Source organism: Bradyrhizobium sp. JR3.5 (genome assembly GCF_054057015.1).
The window spans coordinates 2,152,878-2,171,223 of record NZ_JBSRYV010000001.1 but is presented as its reverse complement, the minus strand read 5'-3'; the positions used below and the strand labels follow the sequence as shown (position 1 = coordinate 2,171,223).

The following is an 18,346-nucleotide window of genomic DNA, read 5'->3' as shown; positions in this document are numbered from 1 at the left end:
CGTAGGGCGGGTTAGCCTTAGGCGTAACCCGCCGCAATTTCGCAAAGGGATCGGTGGATTACGCTTCGCTAATCCACCCTACGAACTCATCCGGGCTACTTGCTAACAATTCTCGTTGGGGCGGAAGATAGGAGGTGAGCTGGGCTAGGATTTAGTTTCGACCGCGTACACGATCATCTCGTAATCGCCCACCTTAAAGCTGATCCGCCACACCCGCGATAATTCCGGCACCTGCTCCCATTCGCCCCAAGCTTTGGCCAGGTCTTTTCGTATGGCTGGGGTTAGCCCTGGAAGCGCACCATCCGGAATCTGCGCAAGCGCCTGTGGTGCAAAGCCCTTGTAGTTGCTGTAGCTGCCCTGCACGGCACACGTCGACCCTCTGTAGCTCGCGACATATGTGTACAGAGGCACTCCTGCTACTCCGCCGCCTCGCTCGCTGAGCTCTTTCTCGGCTTGCTGTTCGCCTTCTTCAGCACCGGCGCCAGAAACTTGCCGGTGTAGCTCCTCGGCGCTTTGACGATGTCCTCGGGCGGGCCCCAGGCGACGATCTCGCCGCCGCCGTCGCCGCCTTCGGGGCCGAGGTCGATCACCCAGTCGGCGGTCTTGATGACTTCGAGATTGTGCTCGATCACCACCACCGTGTTGCCCTGGGCGACCAACTCGCGCAGCACCTCGAGCAGTTTCGCGACGTCGTGGAAGTGCAGGCCGGTGGTCGGCTCGTCCAGGATGTAGAGCGTGCGGCCGGTGGCGCGCTTGGACAGTTCCTTCGCCAGCTTGACGCGCTGGGCTTCGCCGCCGGACAGCGTGGTGGCCTGCTGGCCGACATGGATGTAGTCGAGGCCGACACGATGCAGGGTCTGGAACGTCTCGCGCACCCGCGGCACCGCCTTGAAGAACTCGGCGGCTTCCTCGACCGTCATGTCGAGCACGTCGGCGATGCTCTTGCCCTTGAACAGCACCTCCAGCGTCTCGCGGTTGTAGCGCTTGCCCTTGCAGGTGTCGCAGGTGACGTAGACGTCAGGCAGGAAGTGCATCTCGATCTTGATGACCCCGTCGCCCTGGCAGGCCTCGCAGCGGCCGCCCTTGACGTTGAAGGAGAAGCGCCCGGGCTCGTAGCCGCGCGCTTTCGCCTCGGGCAGGCCGGCGAACCATTCGCGGATCGGCGTGAAGGCGCCGGTATAGGTCGCCGGATTGGAGCGCGGGGTGCGGCCGATCGGCGACTGGTCGATGTCGATGATCTTGTCGATGTGCTCGAGGCCCTCGATGCGGTCGTGCGGGGCGGCGCCTTCGCTGGCATTGTTCAGCTTGCGCGCGATCGATTTGTAGAGCGTGTCGATCAGCAGGGTCGACTTGCCGCCGCCGGAGACGCCGGTGACGCAGGTGAACAGGCCGAGCGGGATCTCGGCCGAGACGTTCTTCAGATTGTTGCCGCGGGCGTTGATGACCTTGATGGTGCGCCGGTGGTTCGGCGGCCGTCGGTCGGGCACGGGGACCGAAAGCTCGCCGGTGAGGTACTTGCCGGTCAGCGATTTCGGGTTGCGCATGATCTGGTCGGGCGTGCCTTCGGCGACGATGTGGCCGCCATGCATGCCGGCGCCGGGACCGATATCGAGCACATAGTCGGCAAGCCGGATGGCGTCCTCGTCATGCTCGACCACGACCACGGTATTGCCGAGGTCGCGGAGCCGCTTCAGCGTGTCGAGCAGGCGGGCGTTGTCGCGCTGGTGCAGGCCGATCGACGGCTCGTCCAGCACGTAGAGCACGCCGGTCAGTCCCGAGCCGATCTGCGAGGCCAGGCGGATGCGCTGGCTCTCGCCGCCGGACAGCGTGCCTGACGAACGCGACAGCGTCAGGTAGTTGAGGCCGACGTCGAGCAGGAAGGTCAGGCGCTCGCGGATCTCCTTGAGGATGCGCGTCGCGATCTCGTTCTGCTGCGCATTCAGCGCTTCCGGCACGGTCTCGAACCATTCGCCGGCGCGCCTGACCGAGAGCTCGGAGATCTCGCCGATGTGCTTGCCGCCGATCTTGACGCACAGCGCCTCGGGCTTCAGCCGATAGCCGTTGCAGCCGGCGCAGGGCACGTCGGAGAAATACTTGCCGAGCTCCTCGCGCGCCCATTCGCTCTCGGTCTCGCGGTAGCGGCGGTTGATGTTGGTGACGACGCCCTCGAACGGCTTCTTGGTGTCGTAGGAGCGGACGCCGTCCTCATAGGAGAACTTGATCTCGTCGTCGCCTGAGCCGTGCAGCAGCGCGGCCTGCACCTTCTTGGTCAGGTCCTTCCACTTGGTGTCGAGCGTGAACTTGTAGTGCTTGCCGAGCGCGGTCAGGGTCTGGATGTAATAGGGCGAGGACGACTTCGCCCACGGCGCGATCGCGCCCTTGCGCAAGGTCAGCTCCTTGTCGGGGATGACCAGGTCTTCGTCGATGTGCTGCTCGACGCCGAGGCCGCCGCAGGCCGGACACGCGCCATAGGGGTTGTTGAACGAGAACAGGCGCGGCTCGATCTCGGGGATGGTGAAGCCGGAGACCGGGCAGGCGAACTTTTCCGAGAACAGGATGCGCTCGGGCCCGCTCTTGTCGTGGATCTTCGCGGTCTTCTTTTTGTCCTCGGCCGGTGCCGCCGCAGGCGCGTCGGCGTATTCGATCACGGCGAGGCCCTCGGCGAGCTTCAGGGCGGTCTCAAAGCTTTCGGCGAGGCGCTGGGAGAGGTCGGGACGCACCACGATGCGGTCGACCACGACGTCGATGTCGTGCGGGAATTTCTTGTCGAGCGCCGGCGCCTCCGACAGCTCATGGAAGGTGCCGTCGATCTTGACGCGCTGAAAGCCCTTCTTGAGGTACTCGGCGAGCTCCTTCTTGTACTCGCCCTTGCGGCCGCGCACGACCGGCGCCAGCAGATAGAGGCGGGTGCCTTCCGGCAGCGCCAGCACGCGGTCGACCATCTGCGAGACGATCTGGCTCTCGATCGGTAGCCCCGTGGCCGGCGAATAGGGCACGCCGACGCGCGCCCACAACAGGCGCATGTAGTCGTAGATCTCGGTGACGGTGCCGACGGTGGAGCGCGGATTCTTCGACGTGGTCTTCTGCTCGATCGAGATCGCCGGCGACAGGCCGTCGATCTGGTCGACATCCGGCTTCTGCATCATCTCGAGGAACTGGCGCGCGTAGGCCGACAGCGACTCGACGTAGCGGCGCTGGCCCTCGGCATAGATGGTGTCGAATGCGAGCGACGACTTGCCTGAGCCCGACAGGCCGGTGAACACCACGAGCTTGTCGCGCGGAATCTCGACGTCGATGTTCTTCAGATTGTGTTCGCGCGCGCCGCGGATCGTGATGGCGCGCGATGAGGAGCCGGCGTTGTTTTGGCGCTTCGCCTTGAGCACTTCATCCATAGCGACATTTCCGGGCGCATGATCGGGCGCCTTTTGGGCGCGCATCGCCGGTGCTGCCGGGACCTTGCGCCGATGGGTGAGAAGACTGGAACGTAGGAAGAACGGCCGACAATTTCCAGTGCTGAGTCGCATCCATCAACGGATAGTTTGCCTGATGGCAGCAGCCGTCAGCAGGGCCCGGTTCCGGCAGGCCTTTCCCGTTCCGATGGAATCGGAACGGGGCTCTGGATTTCTGTTTTGACGCGTTTTCCTTACGCGAACGGGGATCCACTTCGGTCGAAAACGCTCTTACGCAAAAAGGCCGGCGCGAGGCCGGCCTTTCCGTGCGATCTGATCGCAGATCGATCTCAGGACTTGGCTTAGTACTTGGCGACGATCGGGCCGCCGAAGTGATAGTTCACGCCGAACTGGACGCTGTGCAGGTTGAGGTCGGGGGAGGGAACGCCGAAGTAGGTCTCGCTGCCGAGGCTGCGATACAGGTACTCGCCCTTGACCGACCACTGCGGCGCGATGAACGCCTCGATGCCGGCGCCGACCGTCCAGCCGGAGTGGAAGTTGCTCTGCGAAGCGGTCACGCCGGGCGCGCTGACGCTGATCTTGTTGTCGACCCAGGCGTAGCCGCCGGTGCCGTAGAACAGCACCTTGTCGACGGCGAAGCCGATGCGGCCGCGCGCGGTGCCGAGCGCGTCGACCTTGCTCTTCACGGTGACGCCGAGCGTGCTCACCGAAGCGTCGACGTCAGCCCAGGCGCCGTCGGCCTCGAGGCCGTACACGATGTTACCGGCCTGCCAGTTGTAGCCGATGGTGCCGCCGGCGAAGCCGCCTTCCATCTTCGGGTTGCCGGATTCCTCGCTGGCATAGCCACCGAATCCGCCGATGTAGAAGCCGGTCCAGTTGTAGATCGCGGCCGGCGGCGGCGCCTTCACGTAAGGCGCGCGGGCGGCCATATCGGCGGCCATTGCCGGTGCAATTGCGCTGAGGGCAAACATGCCGGCCGATGCCAGCAAAACATTCCTGATTTTCAAAGTCCCAGTCCCATTTTCTTGTTGTCCCTTCAAATATTGAAGGGAACGTCACAGCAGTGTCGTGTGACGATCAGGTGTTTCTACATAGAAATCTTGGAAGTTGTGTACCCGTGAAACCACAATGCACGGAAAATGGCTCGGCGAAGCGCGCGCTTGCCCGCAAAAAAAGCCGACACAAGGCCGGCTCTTGTCTCCGATGCGAAGCGACCGCCGGTTGCTCAGTACTTCGCTGATACGACCGGGCTCGGCGCGTTGAAGTGGTAGTTGATGCCGAGCTTGACGGTGTGGAACGTGTCCTTCCATTCCGAGCGATCGTTGATCGCGGGCGTGTACTGGATCGGCGCGACCTTGCCGAGATCGATGTAGTTGTACTCGAGCTTGGCCGACCAGTTGGCGGCGAACATGTATTCGACACCGTCGCCGGCGGTCCAACCCCAGCGCGGAGCGCGCCGACCATATAAGTGAGCCGACCACGCAAACAAAAAGGCCGGCGCGAGGCCGGCCTTTTGCCTGGATCAAATCGGATCGCGCGATCAGTAGCGCGGAACCACCGGGCCGCCCCACTTGTAGTTCACGCGGACGGTGACGAGGTCGACGTCCTGGCGATCGCGGATGCTGCTGAACAGCGCGCCGGTCGGGGTGGTGAGGTTGTAGGTCTTGTCCTGCATGAACAGGTGGTCGTATTCGACACCGGCGGTCCAGTTCGGCGCGAAGCCGACTTCGATGCCGGCGCCGATGGTGCCGCCCCAGCGGGTGTCGCTGGTGCTGCCGGCGAGGACGCCGGTCGGCGTGAAGTAGGTGCTGAAGCGGTTGTCGGTCAGCGCCGCACCGCCCTTGGCGTAGAGCAGCACGTTGTTGACGGCGTAGCCGATCTGGCCGGTGAACAGGCCGAACGCGTCGATCTTGCTCTGGTTGGTGAAGAGACCCGGGAAGATCGCGCTGTTGTTGCTGCCCTTCAGGTCAGCCCAGTCGCCCTGCGCTTCGAGGCCAAACACCCAAGCGCCTGCCTGCCAGCGATAGCCGATCTGGCCACCGGCAACGCCGCCGGTCGCATCATGGCAACCATCCGAGCCGAGCAGCACGCCGCCCGGGACCTGGTCCCAGCAATTGTGGCTCGAGCCCCAGCCGCCGTTGGCGCCGATGTAGAAGCCGCTCCAGTCATAGACGGCGGCAATCATCGGCGGGGGCGCCTTGGTGTAGGGGCGCGCAGCGAGATCGGCAGCCGCGGCCGGCGCAGCGAACGCAATCAGGGCAACCGTAGCGAGCAAAAACTTCTTCATTATCAAACCCCCAGCTTCCCGATCGGCTTCCAAAGGTCCCGAAGCGCGATCTCAGACGCGAGCGCCCGTCTGATAGCTGGTACCTATACTTTGATTCAACCGGAAACGCCGTCTCCCAAATGCAACACTCGCGATAGAAGTGTCGACAATGCAAGACACTGATTTAACTAGCATTTTTGTAGAGCTTCGGAGCCCGTTGATGGCAGCGGTCGAAATCCGCGGCCACGCCATCGCCATCGGCCGCTTCTACGGCTGGTTGTAGCGAACAAAACTGGAACATTCTCCGCGGCGGTGCTATATGTCAATATCCGTGGATAAGCCGCGCGACGGCAAAGGCAGCGAACCGGCGCCGTCGTATAGGGTCATCCACGACGCCTGCAAAGTAAGTGGCGAAGGTTGAGAGTGGCGACCGATGTCCGGCGCCCGGTTTGAGTGGAGATGATGCGATGGCAGGAAGCGTGAACAAGGTGATCCTGGTTGGAAACCTCGGTAAGGATCCGGAGATCCGGCGGACGCAGGACGGTCGTCCGATCGCCAATCTTTCCATCGCCACCTCGGAAACCTGGCGCGACAAGGGCACCGGCGAGCGCAAGGAAAAGACCGAGTGGCACCGCGTCGTGATCTTCAACGAGGGCCTCTGCAAGGTCGCCGAGCAGTACCTGAAGAAGGGCGCCAAGGTGTACATCGAGGGTCAGTTGCAGACCCGCAAATGGACCGACCAGAGCGGCGTCGAGAAGTACTCGACCGAGGTCGTGCTGCAGGGTTTCAACTCCAACCTCACCATGCTCGACGGGCGGGGCGGTGGAGGCGGCAGCTTCGCCGATGATAGCGGCGGCAGCGATTTCGGTTCGTCCGGTCCGGTCAGCTCGGCGCCGCGCCGGGCGGTCGCCGCCGGCGGCGGCAGCCGCAACAGCGACATGGACGACGACATCCCGTTCTGACCGGAGGTCAGGCTTTCCGAGATTCGGTCAGACGCCGTTCCGTGACGATCATTAACCCGGAGCGGCGTCGAGATTTGTCGTGGCAGTTTCCTCGTGTGGACTATGAGGATAACTCTCTAAACGCCTGCGCGACCTTGTCCAACCGAAGACGGCCAGCGCGGGTTCCTCAGACTTTGACACAGGCCAATGTGAATGATATTTACATTGGCCTGCGGCGAGCGACGTCTGGCCGTGGGCTTCACTCGAGGGCTGTCATCATGAGCCTCGCGCCATTGTTCGACGCTGCGCCTGCGATCCCGCTCCACGCCTTTGCCGCGATGGCGGCCTTCGTGCTCGGCTCCATCCAGCTCGCCGCACCGAAGGGCACGCTGCCGCACCGGACGCTGGGCTGGATCTGGGTGATCCTGATGCTGGTCGTCGCCGGGAGCTCGTTCTGGATCCATCAGATCCAGCTGGTGGGCCCGTGGAGCCCGATCCACCTGCTGTCGATCTTCTCGCTGGTCATGCTGGTGCTCGGCGTGACGGCCGCGCGGAGCCACAACGTCCGCCGCCACAAGTTCACGATGATCGGCATTTTCTTCGGCGCGCTGGTGATTGCCGGCCTGTTCACCTTCATGCCCGGGCGGATCATGCACGCAGTGGTGTTCGGGCACTGAGGGAAGCGAAATCGCGAAGGGGGAACCCGCGTTCCATTCGCAATTCGCCGCTCACAATTCGCTTCCCGGGCCGGGCTGCGACCGAAGCCGCAAACAAACCCGTAAGTGCATGAAAAAACGAAGGGAAAAACGGCTTGCCGGAGCCGCGCAAGGGTGGTTATCAGGCCTCCGATGGTCTATATGATTCCCCAGCAGAACTGACCGGATTTCCCCTTTGTCCGAACCCGAAGACGACAAGCCCGGCGAGCCGCCGGTGCCCTCAGATATTCGTCCCGTTTCCATTCTCGACGAGATGAAGAAGTCCTACCTCGATTACGCGATGAGCGTGATCGTGTCGCGTGCGTTGCCCGACGCGCGCGACGGGCTCAAGCCGGTGCACCGGCGCATCCTCTATTCGATGCATGAGCAGGGACACACGCCGGACAAGAAATACGTCAAGTCCGCCCGCGTCGTCGGCGACGTGATCGGTAAATATCATCCGCATGGCGACCAGTCGATTTACGACGCGATGGTCCGCATGGCGCAAGACTTCTCGCTGCGGGTGCCGCTGATCGACGGCCAGGGCAATTTCGGCTCGGTGGACGGCGATCCGCCGGCGGCCTATCGATATACCGAGGCACGGCTGACGAAGGCGGCGCTTGCCGTTCTGGCCGACATCGACATGGACACCGTCGATTTCCAGCCGAACTACGACAACTCGGAGAAGGAGCCGTCGGTTCTGCCGGCCCGGTTCCCGAACCTGCTGGTCAATGGCGCCGGCGGCATCGCCGTCGGCATGGCGACCAACATCCCGCCGCACAATCTCGGCGAGGTCGTCGACGCCTGCGTGGCGCTGATCGATAATCCGGCGCTCACGATCGACGAGTTGATCGACATCATTCCCGGACCGGACTTCCCGACCGGCGGCGTCATCCTGGGCCGCCAGGGCATTCGCAGCGCCTACCATCTCGGCCGCGGCTCGATCGTGATGCGCGGCAAGGTTGCGATCGACACGATCAGGAAAGATCGCGAAGCGATCATCATCACCGAGATTCCCTATCAGGTGAACAAGGCGACGATGGTCGAGCGCATCGCCGATCTCGTGAAAGAGAAGAAGATCGAGGGCATCGGCGACCTGCGCGACGAGTCCGACCGTGACGGCTATCGCGTCGTCATCGAGCTGAAGCGCGAAGCGGTGCCCGACGTGGTGCTGAACCAGCTCTACCGGTTCACGCCGCTGCAGACGAATTTCCCGGCCAACATCCTGGCGCTGGATTCCGGCCGTCCGCAGACGATGAATCTGAAGGACCTGCTCACCATCTTCGTCGCGTTCCGCGAGCAGGTGGTGACCCGGCGGACCAAGTTCCTGCTCGGCAAAGCCCGTGATCGCGCCCACATTTTGGTTGGTCTTGCGATCGCGGTCGCCAACATCGATGAGATGATCCGTGTCATCCGAACCTCGCCTGATCCGAACACCGCGCGCGAGGCTCTAATGTCGCGCGACTGGCCGGCGCGCGACGTCGAGGCGATGATCACGCTGATCGACGATCCCCGGCATCGCATCAACGATGACGGCACGCTCCGGCTGTCGATGGAGCAGGCCAGGGCCATCCTCGATCTCCGGCTGCAGCGCCTGACCGCACTGGGGCGGGACGAAATATCCGAGGAGCTCGACAAGCTCGCGGGCCGAGATCGCCGATTATCTCGACATCCTGCGCTCGCGTGCCCGCGTGCAGGGCATCGTCAAGACCGAGCTCGCCGAGGTGAAGCAGCAGTTCGCCACCCCGCGCAAGACCGTGATCATCGAGCAGGAAGGCGAGGTCGAGGACGAGGACCTGATCCAGCGCGAGGACATGGTCGTCACCGTATCGCATGCGGGCTACGTCAAGCGCGTGCCGCTGTCGACCTACCGGGCGCAGCGCCGCGGCGGCAAGGGCCGCGCCGGCATGCAGACCCGCGACGAGGATTTCGTCTCGCGCCTGTTCGTGGCCTCGACCCACACACCGGTGCTGTTCTTCTCGTCGCGCGGCCAGGTCTACAAGGAGAAGGTCTGGCGGCTGCCGATGGCAGCTCCAAACGCGCGCGGCAAGGCGCTGATCAACATCCTGCCGCTGGAGCAGGGCGAGCGCATCACCACGATCATGCCGCTGCCGGAGGATGAATCCTCCTGGGGCAATCTCGACGTGATGTTCGCGACCACCAGCGGCACCGTTCGCCGCAACAAGCTGTCCGATTTCGTCGACGTCCGCCGTTCCGGCATCATCGCCATGAAGCTCGGAGAAGGTGAGGCGATCGTCGACGTGCAAATATGCACCGAGCGCGACGACGTGCTGCTGACCGCCGCCGGCGGGCAATGCATCCGCTTCCCGGTCACCGACGTGCGCGTCTTCACCGGCCGTACCTCGATGGGTGTGCGCGGTATCGCGCTGGCCGAGGCCGACAAGCTGATCTCGCTCGCGATCCTGCGCCATGTCGAGACCACCTCGGACGAACGCTCAGCCTACCTGAAGATGCGCCGTGCGGTGGCGGGCGAGGCCGCAAGCGAAGAGCCGGCGGATGCCGAGGGCGAGGAGACGACGACGAACGCGATCCAGCTGTCGCAGGAGCGCTACGCCGAGCTGTCGGCGGCCGAGCAGGTGGTGCTTACGGTCTCCGTGAACGGCTTCGGCAAGCGGACCTCGTCCTACGAGTACCGCACCACCGGCCGCGGCGGCAAAGGCATCGTCGCGATGAGCGTCAACAACCGCAACGGCAACCTGGTGGCGTCGTTCCCGGTCGAGGACGCCGACCAGATCATGCTGGTCACCGACAAGGGGCAGCTGATCCGTTGCCCGGTGGCCGACATCCGCGTCGCCGGCCGCTCGACCCAGGGCGTGATCGTGTTCGATACCGCCGAGGACGAGCATGTCGTCTCGGTCGAGCACATTCCGGAGGAAGAGAACGGCGCGAACGGGAACGGCGAGTAGAGCCGTTCCCGAACGTGGTTCGTTGCATGCGGCTCGTGGTTGGGGCCACGCCAGGTTGACTGGTGCCGGATTGCTCGGGCACGCGCAGGGCTGCGCCCGAGGGTCGTTTCGGCGGGCTTCGAGACCTTGCGTCTATGTTAGAAGGGGACCCGTTCAGGGCGCCTGGGGGGCAGATAGCATCGTGAACAGAACGCTATCGCCGTCCCGTTGCGCTGTTTCGCGTGACGTCGCGTAGCCGTGCACGAGCTCCAAGCCGCCTTCGGAAACATGCCATTTCCAGCGAGTGGGCTTTTTCTGCGCACTCACTATAACCTCCAGGAGGCGAACGCGGGTTTGTTTGGCCATCTTGCCGATATGCGTCTTGGTTGGCCCGCTTGCGAGCGCGTCCAATCTGGTCGCGCAGGAGTTACTTCTTCTTCCTGGGCGGGGGAGGATTGATCTCGGCGATCTTGCGCAGGCAATCGGCTTCGGTGTCGTGCGGGCCGGTCACGAATGTTCCGCTGACTTTTGTGGAATACCAACCGGAAGTCACGCCGAGGCGCACGGACTCTTCGGTCTTGACGTGACGAGGCGAGAGATTTTGCATGAAGGTCTTTCGGTGAGTGCGTTCGAATCTGTCTCGAACGCACGGAGGAGGCTTTCAACCACCCGACTGGAACATTCGTCGGGTTCGCCTCGCGCTGGCAAGCCGCGCCAGCCGGCAAGCGTCGTCGTTCCTGCGCGCGATTGCAGCGAATAGCCAGCACTTTCTCGCGCGATGCGGGTATTTGTCCGATCAGGCAGATCGTACCTTGTATTCGACCGCATCGTCGCCATGTCGGTAGGACAATCAGGAACGTATTTCGAATGAAGCTTCGCGTCGGATTCGAAATGCACTACGAGTTCCCCCAGCCGACACCCATGATCATGGTGCTGGGCACGCATTTCACGCGCGCGTCCGATATCATCGTCCCGGACCACCTGACCACCAACCCCGCGGTGCCGATCACGCCGTATCGCGACGGGTTCGGCAATTGGTGCAGCCGTATCGTTGCGCCGGCCGGTCCGATGCGTCTGGCGGCCGATGGCGTCGTGCGCGACAGCGGTGAGCCTGATCCGGTGTTTGCTTCGGCCGGCCAGCACGCGGTCGAGGACTTGCCGGCGGACACGCTGGTCTATCTGCTTGGCAGCCGCTATTGCGAGACCGACCGGCTTTCGGAAATCGCGTGGAAGCTGTTCGAGGGCACGCCGCCGGGCTGGCCGCGGGTCCAGGCCATTTGCGACTTCGTCCATCGCCACATCGCTTTCGGCTACGAGCACGCCCGCGCCACCAAGACGGCGTGGGAGGTCTTCGACGAAGGCAAGGGCGTGTGCCGCGACTACGCACATCTGGCGATTGCCTTCTGCCGCTGCATGAACATTCCGGCGCGCTATTGCACCGGCTATCTCAGCGACATCGGCACCCCGCTGCCTTGGGCGGCTGGTGATTTCGCCGGCTGGTTCGAGGCCTATATCGGAGGCCGCTGGCAAATGTTCGATCCGCGCAACAACGTGCCGAGGATCGGCCGGGTTCTGATCGCACAGGGACGGGATGCCTCCGACGTTCCGATCACCCAGACGTTTGGGCCAAACACGCTGGTTTCGTTCAAGGTCTGGACCGACGAGGCCGCGTCATGACGGATGATCCCCAAGCCCTCAGTTCGGACGAGTTCGCCTCCCTGGTCGAGGTCGGCAAGGGCGAAGCGCAACGGGAGATTCCCCAGTTGCACGGCGAGCGGCTTGTCGGTTTCGGCTACGCAGTCAGACGGCTCGGTGAACTCGGTCTGACCGCATCCGGCGTTCGTCGTCTCGCGATCGGCAAATAGACCGTCCAGGCCTTGGATGCCGCGTCCGATTTCGGTCAATAGGCCATGCCCTGGCCGGTGGAATTCTCGAGTTCTCTACTGAGACCGGCAAGCGCATCCGGCCGTCCGATCTGCGCCATCCAGCACCACAGCTCCAGCGTGGCGGCGAGCCGGTAAAGCGCGATCGTGGCCTCCCAGTCGGGGCGGTGAAGCGCGCCATAGCCGGCGAGCAAGCCTTCACGCCGCGACGCATCCTTCGGGGTAAGATAGTACAGCGCCTTGGCGATATCCATAAAAGGATCGCCGGCGGTCGCGTTCTCGAAATCGACGATGCCGCAGAGTTGCGGCGTGCCATGCGGCGTCACCAGCACGTTGCCGGCATGGATGGTGCGGCGTCCAGACCCCGTTCGGGCCGATATAGCCGAAAATGTCGAGCGTGATGTCGTTGATCCTGCGCAGCGCGGCGCCCATCTCGGCGAAGATCGCAAACTGCTCCTCATCGCTCAGCGCCGGATCGCGCCGGCTGGGCTCGATGCCGTTGAGCTTGCTCATCAGCACGAAGCTGAGGCCGATCACTGCGCGCGTGTCGTCGGCGAGGAGAATGCGGGGGACGGGGATATCGACGTCGCGCAACAGTTCGTGGACATAGACCTCCTTCGCCATCTTCCAATGCAGCTCTGCGGATAGACCTTGAGGATGCAGCTTGGCCCGTCCGTCAGCGCGATCTCGAGGATCGTGCCGATCGCGCCGCCGCGCGGCGCGATGACGTCGCGCACGGTCGCGCCCGGCGCGGCGCGGTTGATGATCGCCAGCGCCTGGTCGATCGAGACCGACAGCCGTGGCTTCAGTTGGAGAGGCGCATCGCCTGACATTCCCTGACAGCACCCGTAGCCCGGATGGAGCGAGATGAAATCCGGGCTCTCGCAATTCGCCGCAACATTTGATATCTCACTGCCATTGCCTCTACGGTTTAGACGGCAGGTACAGTTGCATGGCACTCATAATATTATCTAACGCGGTACAGACTTATTCAATCCTGGGAAGCCCGACACTGATCGCCGCCGATGGCGGCCCTGCCTGGCAGACGACGATCTCGGCATCACCCACGCTGGTGCAGAGTTACACGATCTCGACAAACGCGATCGCCGGTGTGCTTCTCATCCCCGACCCGGAATATGTCGACCACCTCAACGAAGCCGGCGTCAACGGGGTTTACACGCTCCTCCAATACAAGCCATTCGGCTCTATCCAGGGCAGCGTCATCACGGTCGCACTCGAAGTCGGCGCATTCGCCTATTACAATAACTTGATCGCCGCGAACGTCCAATTCGTATCGACGTTGAACGCCTACATCGCGAACGGCTACAGCGTTCAGAGCACCTTCAATGCAATCGAGCCGTTGGTCAATGCGCTCCTGCAACCAAACGGACAGTCCCCGCTCGCGATCGGCTCACAACTTGCCAACGATGCAACCGAGCTGGTGAATGCAGGCTTCTCGGCGCTTGGCTCCGAGGTTCAGGCGCTGTCGCAGATCGCGACCGAATGGGACACGCCGGTGTATTTCCTGAACGGCCAGCCGGTTTCTCCGGGCGCGATCGACTTTGGCATCGTGCAGCTCGCCATCAACGGCGCGAGCTCGACCTGGGCCGTCAATGGCGCGTCCGGCGGCGTCACGGTCAGCGGCTTCACTGCCGTCAGCCGCTGGTCCGGGGATCCCTCGACAGGCGGGCACGGGTACTACAACATCCTGGACGCCGACACGGACGGATCTCTGAACGTTTCCTCCTTCGGTTTCCCGCATGCGGGGAGCATGCCGCTGGCGAGCCTGGTGTCTGGGGGAGCCGCATCCGGGAGCGCCACAATCACGCTCTACAATATCTGGGAGACCGGTAGCGGCGGAGCGAAGGTCACCGTCAACGGGGCACTCCAGCCGAACGGCGTAACGGTCGGCCTGACGGCTGCACAATTGGCGCAGGCCACTTATTTTGCGGGATCCGGTAGCGACACGTTCTGGGTCCAGTACGTCTACGGAAGCGTCACGGGCTCCTGGCAGGCCATTCAGATCACGGCCCCCGTGGATACGCCTAGTGTCGTGGGGGTCAGCAAGACCGCCACGCACAACCAAATCTTCAGCGCGGCGTCGTTGTTCAGCTACAGCGACACAGCGACTCGCTCGGCAGTGCCGCCACGGAATATGACGTTTGGAACACAGGATCCGGCGGCGGCTATTTTCAGCTGGGCGCGCTTGCGCCTTATGCAGGCGGTCAGGACATCATCATCAATGCCGGTCAGCTCTCCAGTCTGACGTACACGGCCGGCTCCGGCTCCGACACGCTGTGGGTCCGTGCGTTCGACGGCTACGTGTGGAGCTCCTGGTCGAATGCCTTCACGGTGGTCGGTCCGATCGATACCGGACCGGTGGAGGCCGTGGCGTCGATCCAGGCGGCGCACGGGCAGAGCTACGCGGCCAGCACGCTGTTCACCTACAGCGATCCGTTCGGGGTCGGCGCTACGCAGTATGATTTCTGGGACAGTGGCACCGGCGGCGGGCATTTCGTTCTGAACGGCGTGGCGCTCAACCCCAACACGGACAACATCATCACGGCCGCGCAGCTCTCGCAGCTCGTCTACCAGTCGGGCTCCGGCGCGGATACGCTTGTGGGTACGCGCCAACGACGGGACCGTGTGGGGTAGCTGGTCGGCAGCGTTTACGGTGACTGCCCCGCTTGACAGCGGTCCGGTCGAAACTGTCGCCAACCATGTGGCTGTTCATGCCCAGAACTATTCCGTGTCGTCGCTGTTCACCTACAGCGACCCGTTCGGAAGCGCCGCAGTCGCATACGATGTCTGGGACAGCGGCGTCACCGGCGGCCATTTCTCACTCAACGGCATCGGGCTTCCCGCTCGGCGCGACAACTATGTCACGGCCGCCCAACTCTCATCGCTCTCCTATCAATCCGGATCGGGCATCGACACGCTCTGGATACGGGCTAATGACGGGACCGTCTGGGGAGCCTGGTCGAACGCCTTTACCATCTCGGCTCCTGTCGATCCCGGCCCCGTCGAGATTGTGCAAAATCTGAACGCGACCCATGGGCAAAGCTACGCCGCGTCCTCGCTGTTTACCTACAGCGATCCGTTCGGAAGCGCCGCCACGCAGTATGACGTGTGGGACACCGGCGGCGGTGACGGGCATTTCGTCTTCAACGGGCAGGCACTCCAGCCCAACGGCGACAATATTTTCACTGCCGCACAGCTTCCTTACCTGACCTACCAATCGGGATCCGGAGCGGACACGCTTTGGGTGCGGGCCAATGACGGGACGGTTTGGGGCGCATGGTCCAGTGCATTCACGGTCACCGCGCCGATCGACACCGGCCCGGTCGTCGCGCCGGTCAACCCGACGGTGACATCCATTCAGGGCCAGATCTATCCCGGCTCCGTGCTCTTTACCTATTCCGACCCGTTCGGAAGTGCGGCAACACAGTATGACGTGTGGGACACCGGAGGTGGCGGCGGCGCGTTCTTCCTCAATGGGGCGGCGCTGGCACCGAACCAGGACAACTATGTATCGGCGTCTCAACTTTCGCAGCTGACCTACAAGGTCGGTTCAAGCAGCGACACGCTCTGGATTCGCGCGTTCGATGGCACGGTCTGGGGAAACTGGTCGAGCCCGTTCACGGTTGAGGATCCGCCGACCATCGCGGCCGGACAAACGCTCGATCTGCCTTCGGCGAGCGCTGCCGATCTTTCCTTTGCGTCAGACAGCGGCACGCTGAAGCTGGATGACTCCCGGAGCTTCACCGGAACGGTTGCGGGAATGACGGGCAACGACGCCATCGATTTCGCGGACATCGCGTTTTCGAAGGCGGTCGTCCCGGGCTATTCGGGCGACAGCACAGGCGGCACGCTTAGTTTGACCGATGGCACACATGCCGCGAACATCGCGCTGCTGGGCAACTACATCGCGTCAACCTTCGTCACCTCCAGCGACGGCCATGGAGGTACACTCGTGGTGAACCAGCCCGTCAGCCCCGCGATGGTGCTTGCGGCCCCGTCGCATGTTGCATGATCGTTGGCCCGCGACGGCCTAAATCGAACGAGGCTTGCTTTGCCGTCACGTAGCCCGGAATGTAACGCAGAGACATCCGGGCGACGTGAGCCGCTCGATCAAATCTCGATCTCGGTGCCGAACTCCACGACCTGACCGGTCGGCACGCCAAAGAACGCCGCCGACCGCTCGGCGTTGCGCTGCAGGAAGGCGAATAACGATTCACGCCATACCCACATGCCCGGAACGTCCTCGCGCGGGATGATGGTTTCACGGCCGATGTAGTAGGTCACGTCGGAGAGATCGATGCCGGGCAGCTTGCCCTGCCGGCAGGCGAGCTGCAGCCCTTCGTAGATCGTCGGGTACTGCATGAAGCCGTAGTGCAGGATGATCCGGGTGATGCCCGGGCTGATCTCGTTGACGTCGGCGCGTTCCTCTTCGGGAATCCGCGGCCGCTCCTCGATCTGCACGGTGACCAACAGCACGCGCTGATGCAGCACGTGATTGTGCTTGACGAACTGGGTCAGCGCGAGCGGCACCCCGTTGGGGGCCGAGGCCAGGAACACGGCGGTGCCGGGCAGGCGGGCGCTGCACTTGTTGACCGCGGTCTCGATCAGATCCTCCTCGGGCTGGCGCAGCTTGCCGCGCGCCCTTTCGACCAGCTTGACGCCGCCGCGCCAGGTCATCATCAGGAACGCCACCGCGGCCGCAAGCAGCAGCGGGAACCAGCCGCCCTCGAGCAGTTTCTCGGTGTTCGCCGCAAAGAAGATCGCGTCGATGATGAAGAAGAAGCCGTTCACGGCGATCACGATGATCGGCGAATAGCCCCAGTGGATCGCGACCAAGCGCAGCGAGCAGCGTGGTGATCGCCATCAACAGCGACACGGCGATGCCGTAGGCGCCGGCGAGTGCGTCCGAGGTGCCGAAGGCGAGCACGGCGCCGAGCGTTGCGGCCGCGAGCAGCCAGTTCACCAGCGGCACATAGATCTGTCCGATCGCATCGCTCGTGGTGTGGTGGATATGCATCCGCGGCAGGAAGCCGAGCTGGATCGACTGCTGGGTCAGCGAGAACACACCGGAGATGATGGCCTGTGAGGCGATCACGGTCGCTACCGTCGCGAGCAGGACGAGCGGGTAATGCGCCCAGCCGGGGGCGAGCTGGAAGAACGGGTTGTCGATCGAGCTTGGGTCGTTGATCAGCTCGCCGGCCTGGCCGAAATAGTTCAGCACCAGCGCGGGCAGGCAGATGGCGAACCACGCGAGCCTGATCGGAAAGCGGCCGAAATGCCCCATGTCGGCATACATCGCCTCACCGCCGGTGACGGCGAGGAACGCGGCACCGAGGATCGCGAAGCTGACGTGAAAATCCTGATGGATCAGGAAATCGAACGCATAGAACGGGCTCAGTGCGACCAGCACGCCGGGCGCCTTGACGATGCCGTGAATGCCCAGCGCCGCGAGCACGGCGAACCAGAACAGCATCACCGGGCCGAAGATCTTGCCGATGAAGCCGGTGCCCTGCTTCTGCATGAAGAACAGGCCGATCAGGATCACGACGGTGAGCGGCACCACCGCCGGCGCCAGCGAGGGCGCGTCGACCTTCAGGCCTTCGATCGCCGACAGCACGGAAATGGCCGGCGTGATCGCGCCGTCGCCATAGAGCAGGGCGGCGCCGACCAGGCCGACAACCAACAGATGCGCGCGCCAGGTGCCAGGCGCCGCGTTGCGTGCCGAGAGCAGCGCCAGTAGCGCGACGATGCCGCCTTCGCCGCGGTTGTCCGCGCGCAGGATCAGCATGGCGTATTTGACTGAAATGATGAGGATCAGCGCCCACAGGATCAGCGAGACCGTGCCCAGCACGGCAGTTTGGCTGAGTGGCCCGCCATGGGCGGCGGCCTTGGCGGCTTCCTTCAGGGCGTAGAGCGGGCTGGTGCCGATGTCGCCATAGACGACACCCAGGGCACCGAGCGTGACGGCAAACGGAATCGGGCTGGTTGGAGGATGGCCAGAAGAAACGATGGCGGGCGTACTGGTCACGGCAATCCCCCGATGGCTTGCGCCCGCCGGGTCATCCGGTCGGGCGCCTTAGACGATAGTCTGCGACGGGACGTCGCAAATTACCATTGGGTTTTGTGTGACGGCCCGAGCTTACACCGGGCTGACGAGGCATTTTCCGTTCGGATCGCGTCGGAGCGGCAAAGGTCTGGGGACGCGTAGTCCTCACATGGACGAG

At 63.6% G+C, this 18,346-nt stretch carries 14 protein-coding genes and 4 pseudogenes; 9 read left to right on the top strand and 9 right to left on the bottom strand.

Annotated elements, in window-relative coordinates; genetic code table 11:
- Window positions 1-144: 144 nt before the first annotated feature.
- The 5 genes and pseudogenes from ACVWW1_RS10895 to ACVWW1_RS10875 all read right to left on the bottom strand — a co-directional run bounded on the left by ACVWW1_RS10895 (window position 145) and on the right by ACVWW1_RS10875 (window position 5,697).
- Entirely contained in the window at window positions 145-363 is a 219-nt protein-coding gene (locus ACVWW1_RS10895) for a hypothetical protein (RefSeq protein WP_456655765.1), read from the bottom strand.
- 53 nt (window positions 364-416) lie between these two features.
- Window positions 417-3,392 carry an excinuclease ABC subunit UvrA gene (uvrA, locus tag ACVWW1_RS10890; RefSeq protein ID WP_456655764.1) on the bottom strand — a complete coding sequence of 992 codons (2,976 nt, stop codon included), beginning with the start codon at window positions 3,390-3,392 and terminating at the stop codon, window positions 417-419.
- Between the two features lie 359 nt (window positions 3,393-3,751).
- Entirely contained in the window at window positions 3,752-4,411 is a 660-nt protein-coding gene (locus ACVWW1_RS10885; protein ID WP_456656651.1) for an outer membrane protein, read from the bottom strand.
- 224 nt (window positions 4,412-4,635) lie between these two features.
- A pseudogene (locus ACVWW1_RS10880) lies at window positions 4,636-4,857 on the bottom strand (outer membrane protein); the annotation flags it as partial.
- Window positions 4,858-4,950: 93 nt separating this feature from the next.
- On the bottom strand, window positions 4,951-5,697 hold the full coding sequence (locus tag ACVWW1_RS10875; RefSeq protein ID WP_456655763.1) for an outer membrane protein: 747 nt from the start codon (window positions 5,695-5,697) through the stop codon (window positions 4,951-4,953).
- A 446-nt stretch (window positions 5,698-6,143) separates the two neighbouring features.
- On the opposite strand from ACVWW1_RS10875, the gene ACVWW1_RS10870 reads away from it, so the two are divergent.
- From ACVWW1_RS10870 to gyrA, 3 genes and pseudogenes are all read left to right on the top strand, one after another.
- Window positions 6,144-6,638 carry a single-stranded DNA-binding protein gene (locus ACVWW1_RS10870; RefSeq protein ID WP_456655762.1) on the top strand — a complete coding sequence of 165 codons (495 nt, stop codon included), beginning with the start codon at window positions 6,144-6,146 and terminating at the stop codon, window positions 6,636-6,638.
- 257 nt (window positions 6,639-6,895) lie between these two features.
- Window positions 6,896-7,294: a DUF2306 domain-containing protein gene (locus ACVWW1_RS10865; protein ID WP_456655761.1), complete on the top strand. Its 399-nt coding sequence runs from the start codon at window positions 6,896-6,898 to the stop codon at window positions 7,292-7,294.
- A 214-nt stretch (window positions 7,295-7,508) separates the two neighbouring features.
- Window positions 7,509-10,239, top strand: a pseudogene (gyrA, locus tag ACVWW1_RS10860) (DNA gyrase subunit A).
- Window positions 10,240-10,645: 406 nt separating this feature from the next.
- Here gyrA and ACVWW1_RS10855 read toward each other — a convergent pair.
- Window positions 10,646-10,825: a hypothetical protein gene (locus ACVWW1_RS10855; RefSeq protein ID WP_092114072.1), complete on the bottom strand. Its 180-nt coding sequence runs from the start codon at window positions 10,823-10,825 to the stop codon at window positions 10,646-10,648.
- Between the two features lie 260 nt (window positions 10,826-11,085).
- Between ACVWW1_RS10855 and ACVWW1_RS10850 the strand changes: the two genes are divergently transcribed.
- Together ACVWW1_RS10850 and ACVWW1_RS10845 are read left to right on the top strand one after the other, a co-directional pair.
- Window positions 11,086-11,895 (top strand): transglutaminase-like domain-containing protein, encoded by an 810-nt coding sequence (locus ACVWW1_RS10850; RefSeq protein ID WP_456655760.1) that lies wholly within the window; start codon window positions 11,086-11,088, stop codon window positions 11,893-11,895.
- Window positions 11,892-12,083 carry a hypothetical protein gene (locus ACVWW1_RS10845; RefSeq protein WP_456655759.1) on the top strand — a complete coding sequence of 64 codons (192 nt, stop codon included), beginning with the start codon at window positions 11,892-11,894 and terminating at the stop codon, window positions 12,081-12,083. Before ACVWW1_RS10850 ends, ACVWW1_RS10845 begins: the two co-directional genes overlap by 4 nt.
- A 35-nt stretch (window positions 12,084-12,118) precedes the next feature.
- On the opposite strand, the gene ACVWW1_RS10840 is transcribed toward ACVWW1_RS10845, so the two are convergent.
- Together ACVWW1_RS10840 and ACVWW1_RS10835 are read right to left on the bottom strand one after the other, a co-directional pair.
- On the bottom strand, window positions 12,119-12,433 hold the full coding sequence (locus ACVWW1_RS10840; protein WP_456655758.1) for a phosphotransferase: 315 nt from the start codon (window positions 12,431-12,433) through the stop codon (window positions 12,119-12,121).
- Window positions 12,434-12,505: 72 nt separating this feature from the next.
- A pseudogene (locus ACVWW1_RS10835) lies at window positions 12,506-12,725 on the bottom strand (phosphotransferase family protein); the annotation flags it as partial.
- A 27-nt stretch (window positions 12,726-12,752) separates the two neighbouring features.
- On the opposite strand from ACVWW1_RS10835, the gene ACVWW1_RS10830 reads away from it, so the two are divergent.
- The 4 genes from ACVWW1_RS10830 (at window position 12,753) to ACVWW1_RS10815 (ending at window position 16,134) form a co-directional block, all read left to right on the top strand.
- Window positions 12,753-12,941 carry a hypothetical protein gene (locus ACVWW1_RS10830; RefSeq protein ID WP_456655757.1) on the top strand — a complete coding sequence of 63 codons (189 nt, stop codon included), beginning with the start codon at window positions 12,753-12,755 and terminating at the stop codon, window positions 12,939-12,941.
- A gap of 112 nt (window positions 12,942-13,053) precedes the next feature.
- Window positions 13,054-14,367 (top strand): hypothetical protein, encoded by a 1,314-nt coding sequence (locus tag ACVWW1_RS10825; protein WP_456655756.1) that lies wholly within the window; start codon window positions 13,054-13,056, stop codon window positions 14,365-14,367.
- A gap of 56 nt (window positions 14,368-14,423) precedes the next feature.
- On the top strand, window positions 14,424-14,756 hold the full coding sequence (locus ACVWW1_RS10820; RefSeq protein ID WP_456655755.1) for a hypothetical protein: 333 nt from the start codon (window positions 14,424-14,426) through the stop codon (window positions 14,754-14,756).
- Window positions 14,757-14,850: 94 nt separating this feature from the next.
- Complete coding sequence (locus ACVWW1_RS10815) at window positions 14,851-16,134, top strand: hypothetical protein (RefSeq protein ID WP_456655754.1); 1,284 nt, start codon at window positions 14,851-14,853, stop codon at window positions 16,132-16,134.
- Window positions 16,135-16,232: 98 nt separating this feature from the next.
- Here the strand turns inward: ACVWW1_RS10815 and ACVWW1_RS10810 are convergent.
- Window positions 16,233-18,132, bottom strand: a pseudogene (locus ACVWW1_RS10810) (potassium transporter Kup).
- Window positions 18,133-18,346 lie beyond the last annotated feature (214 nt).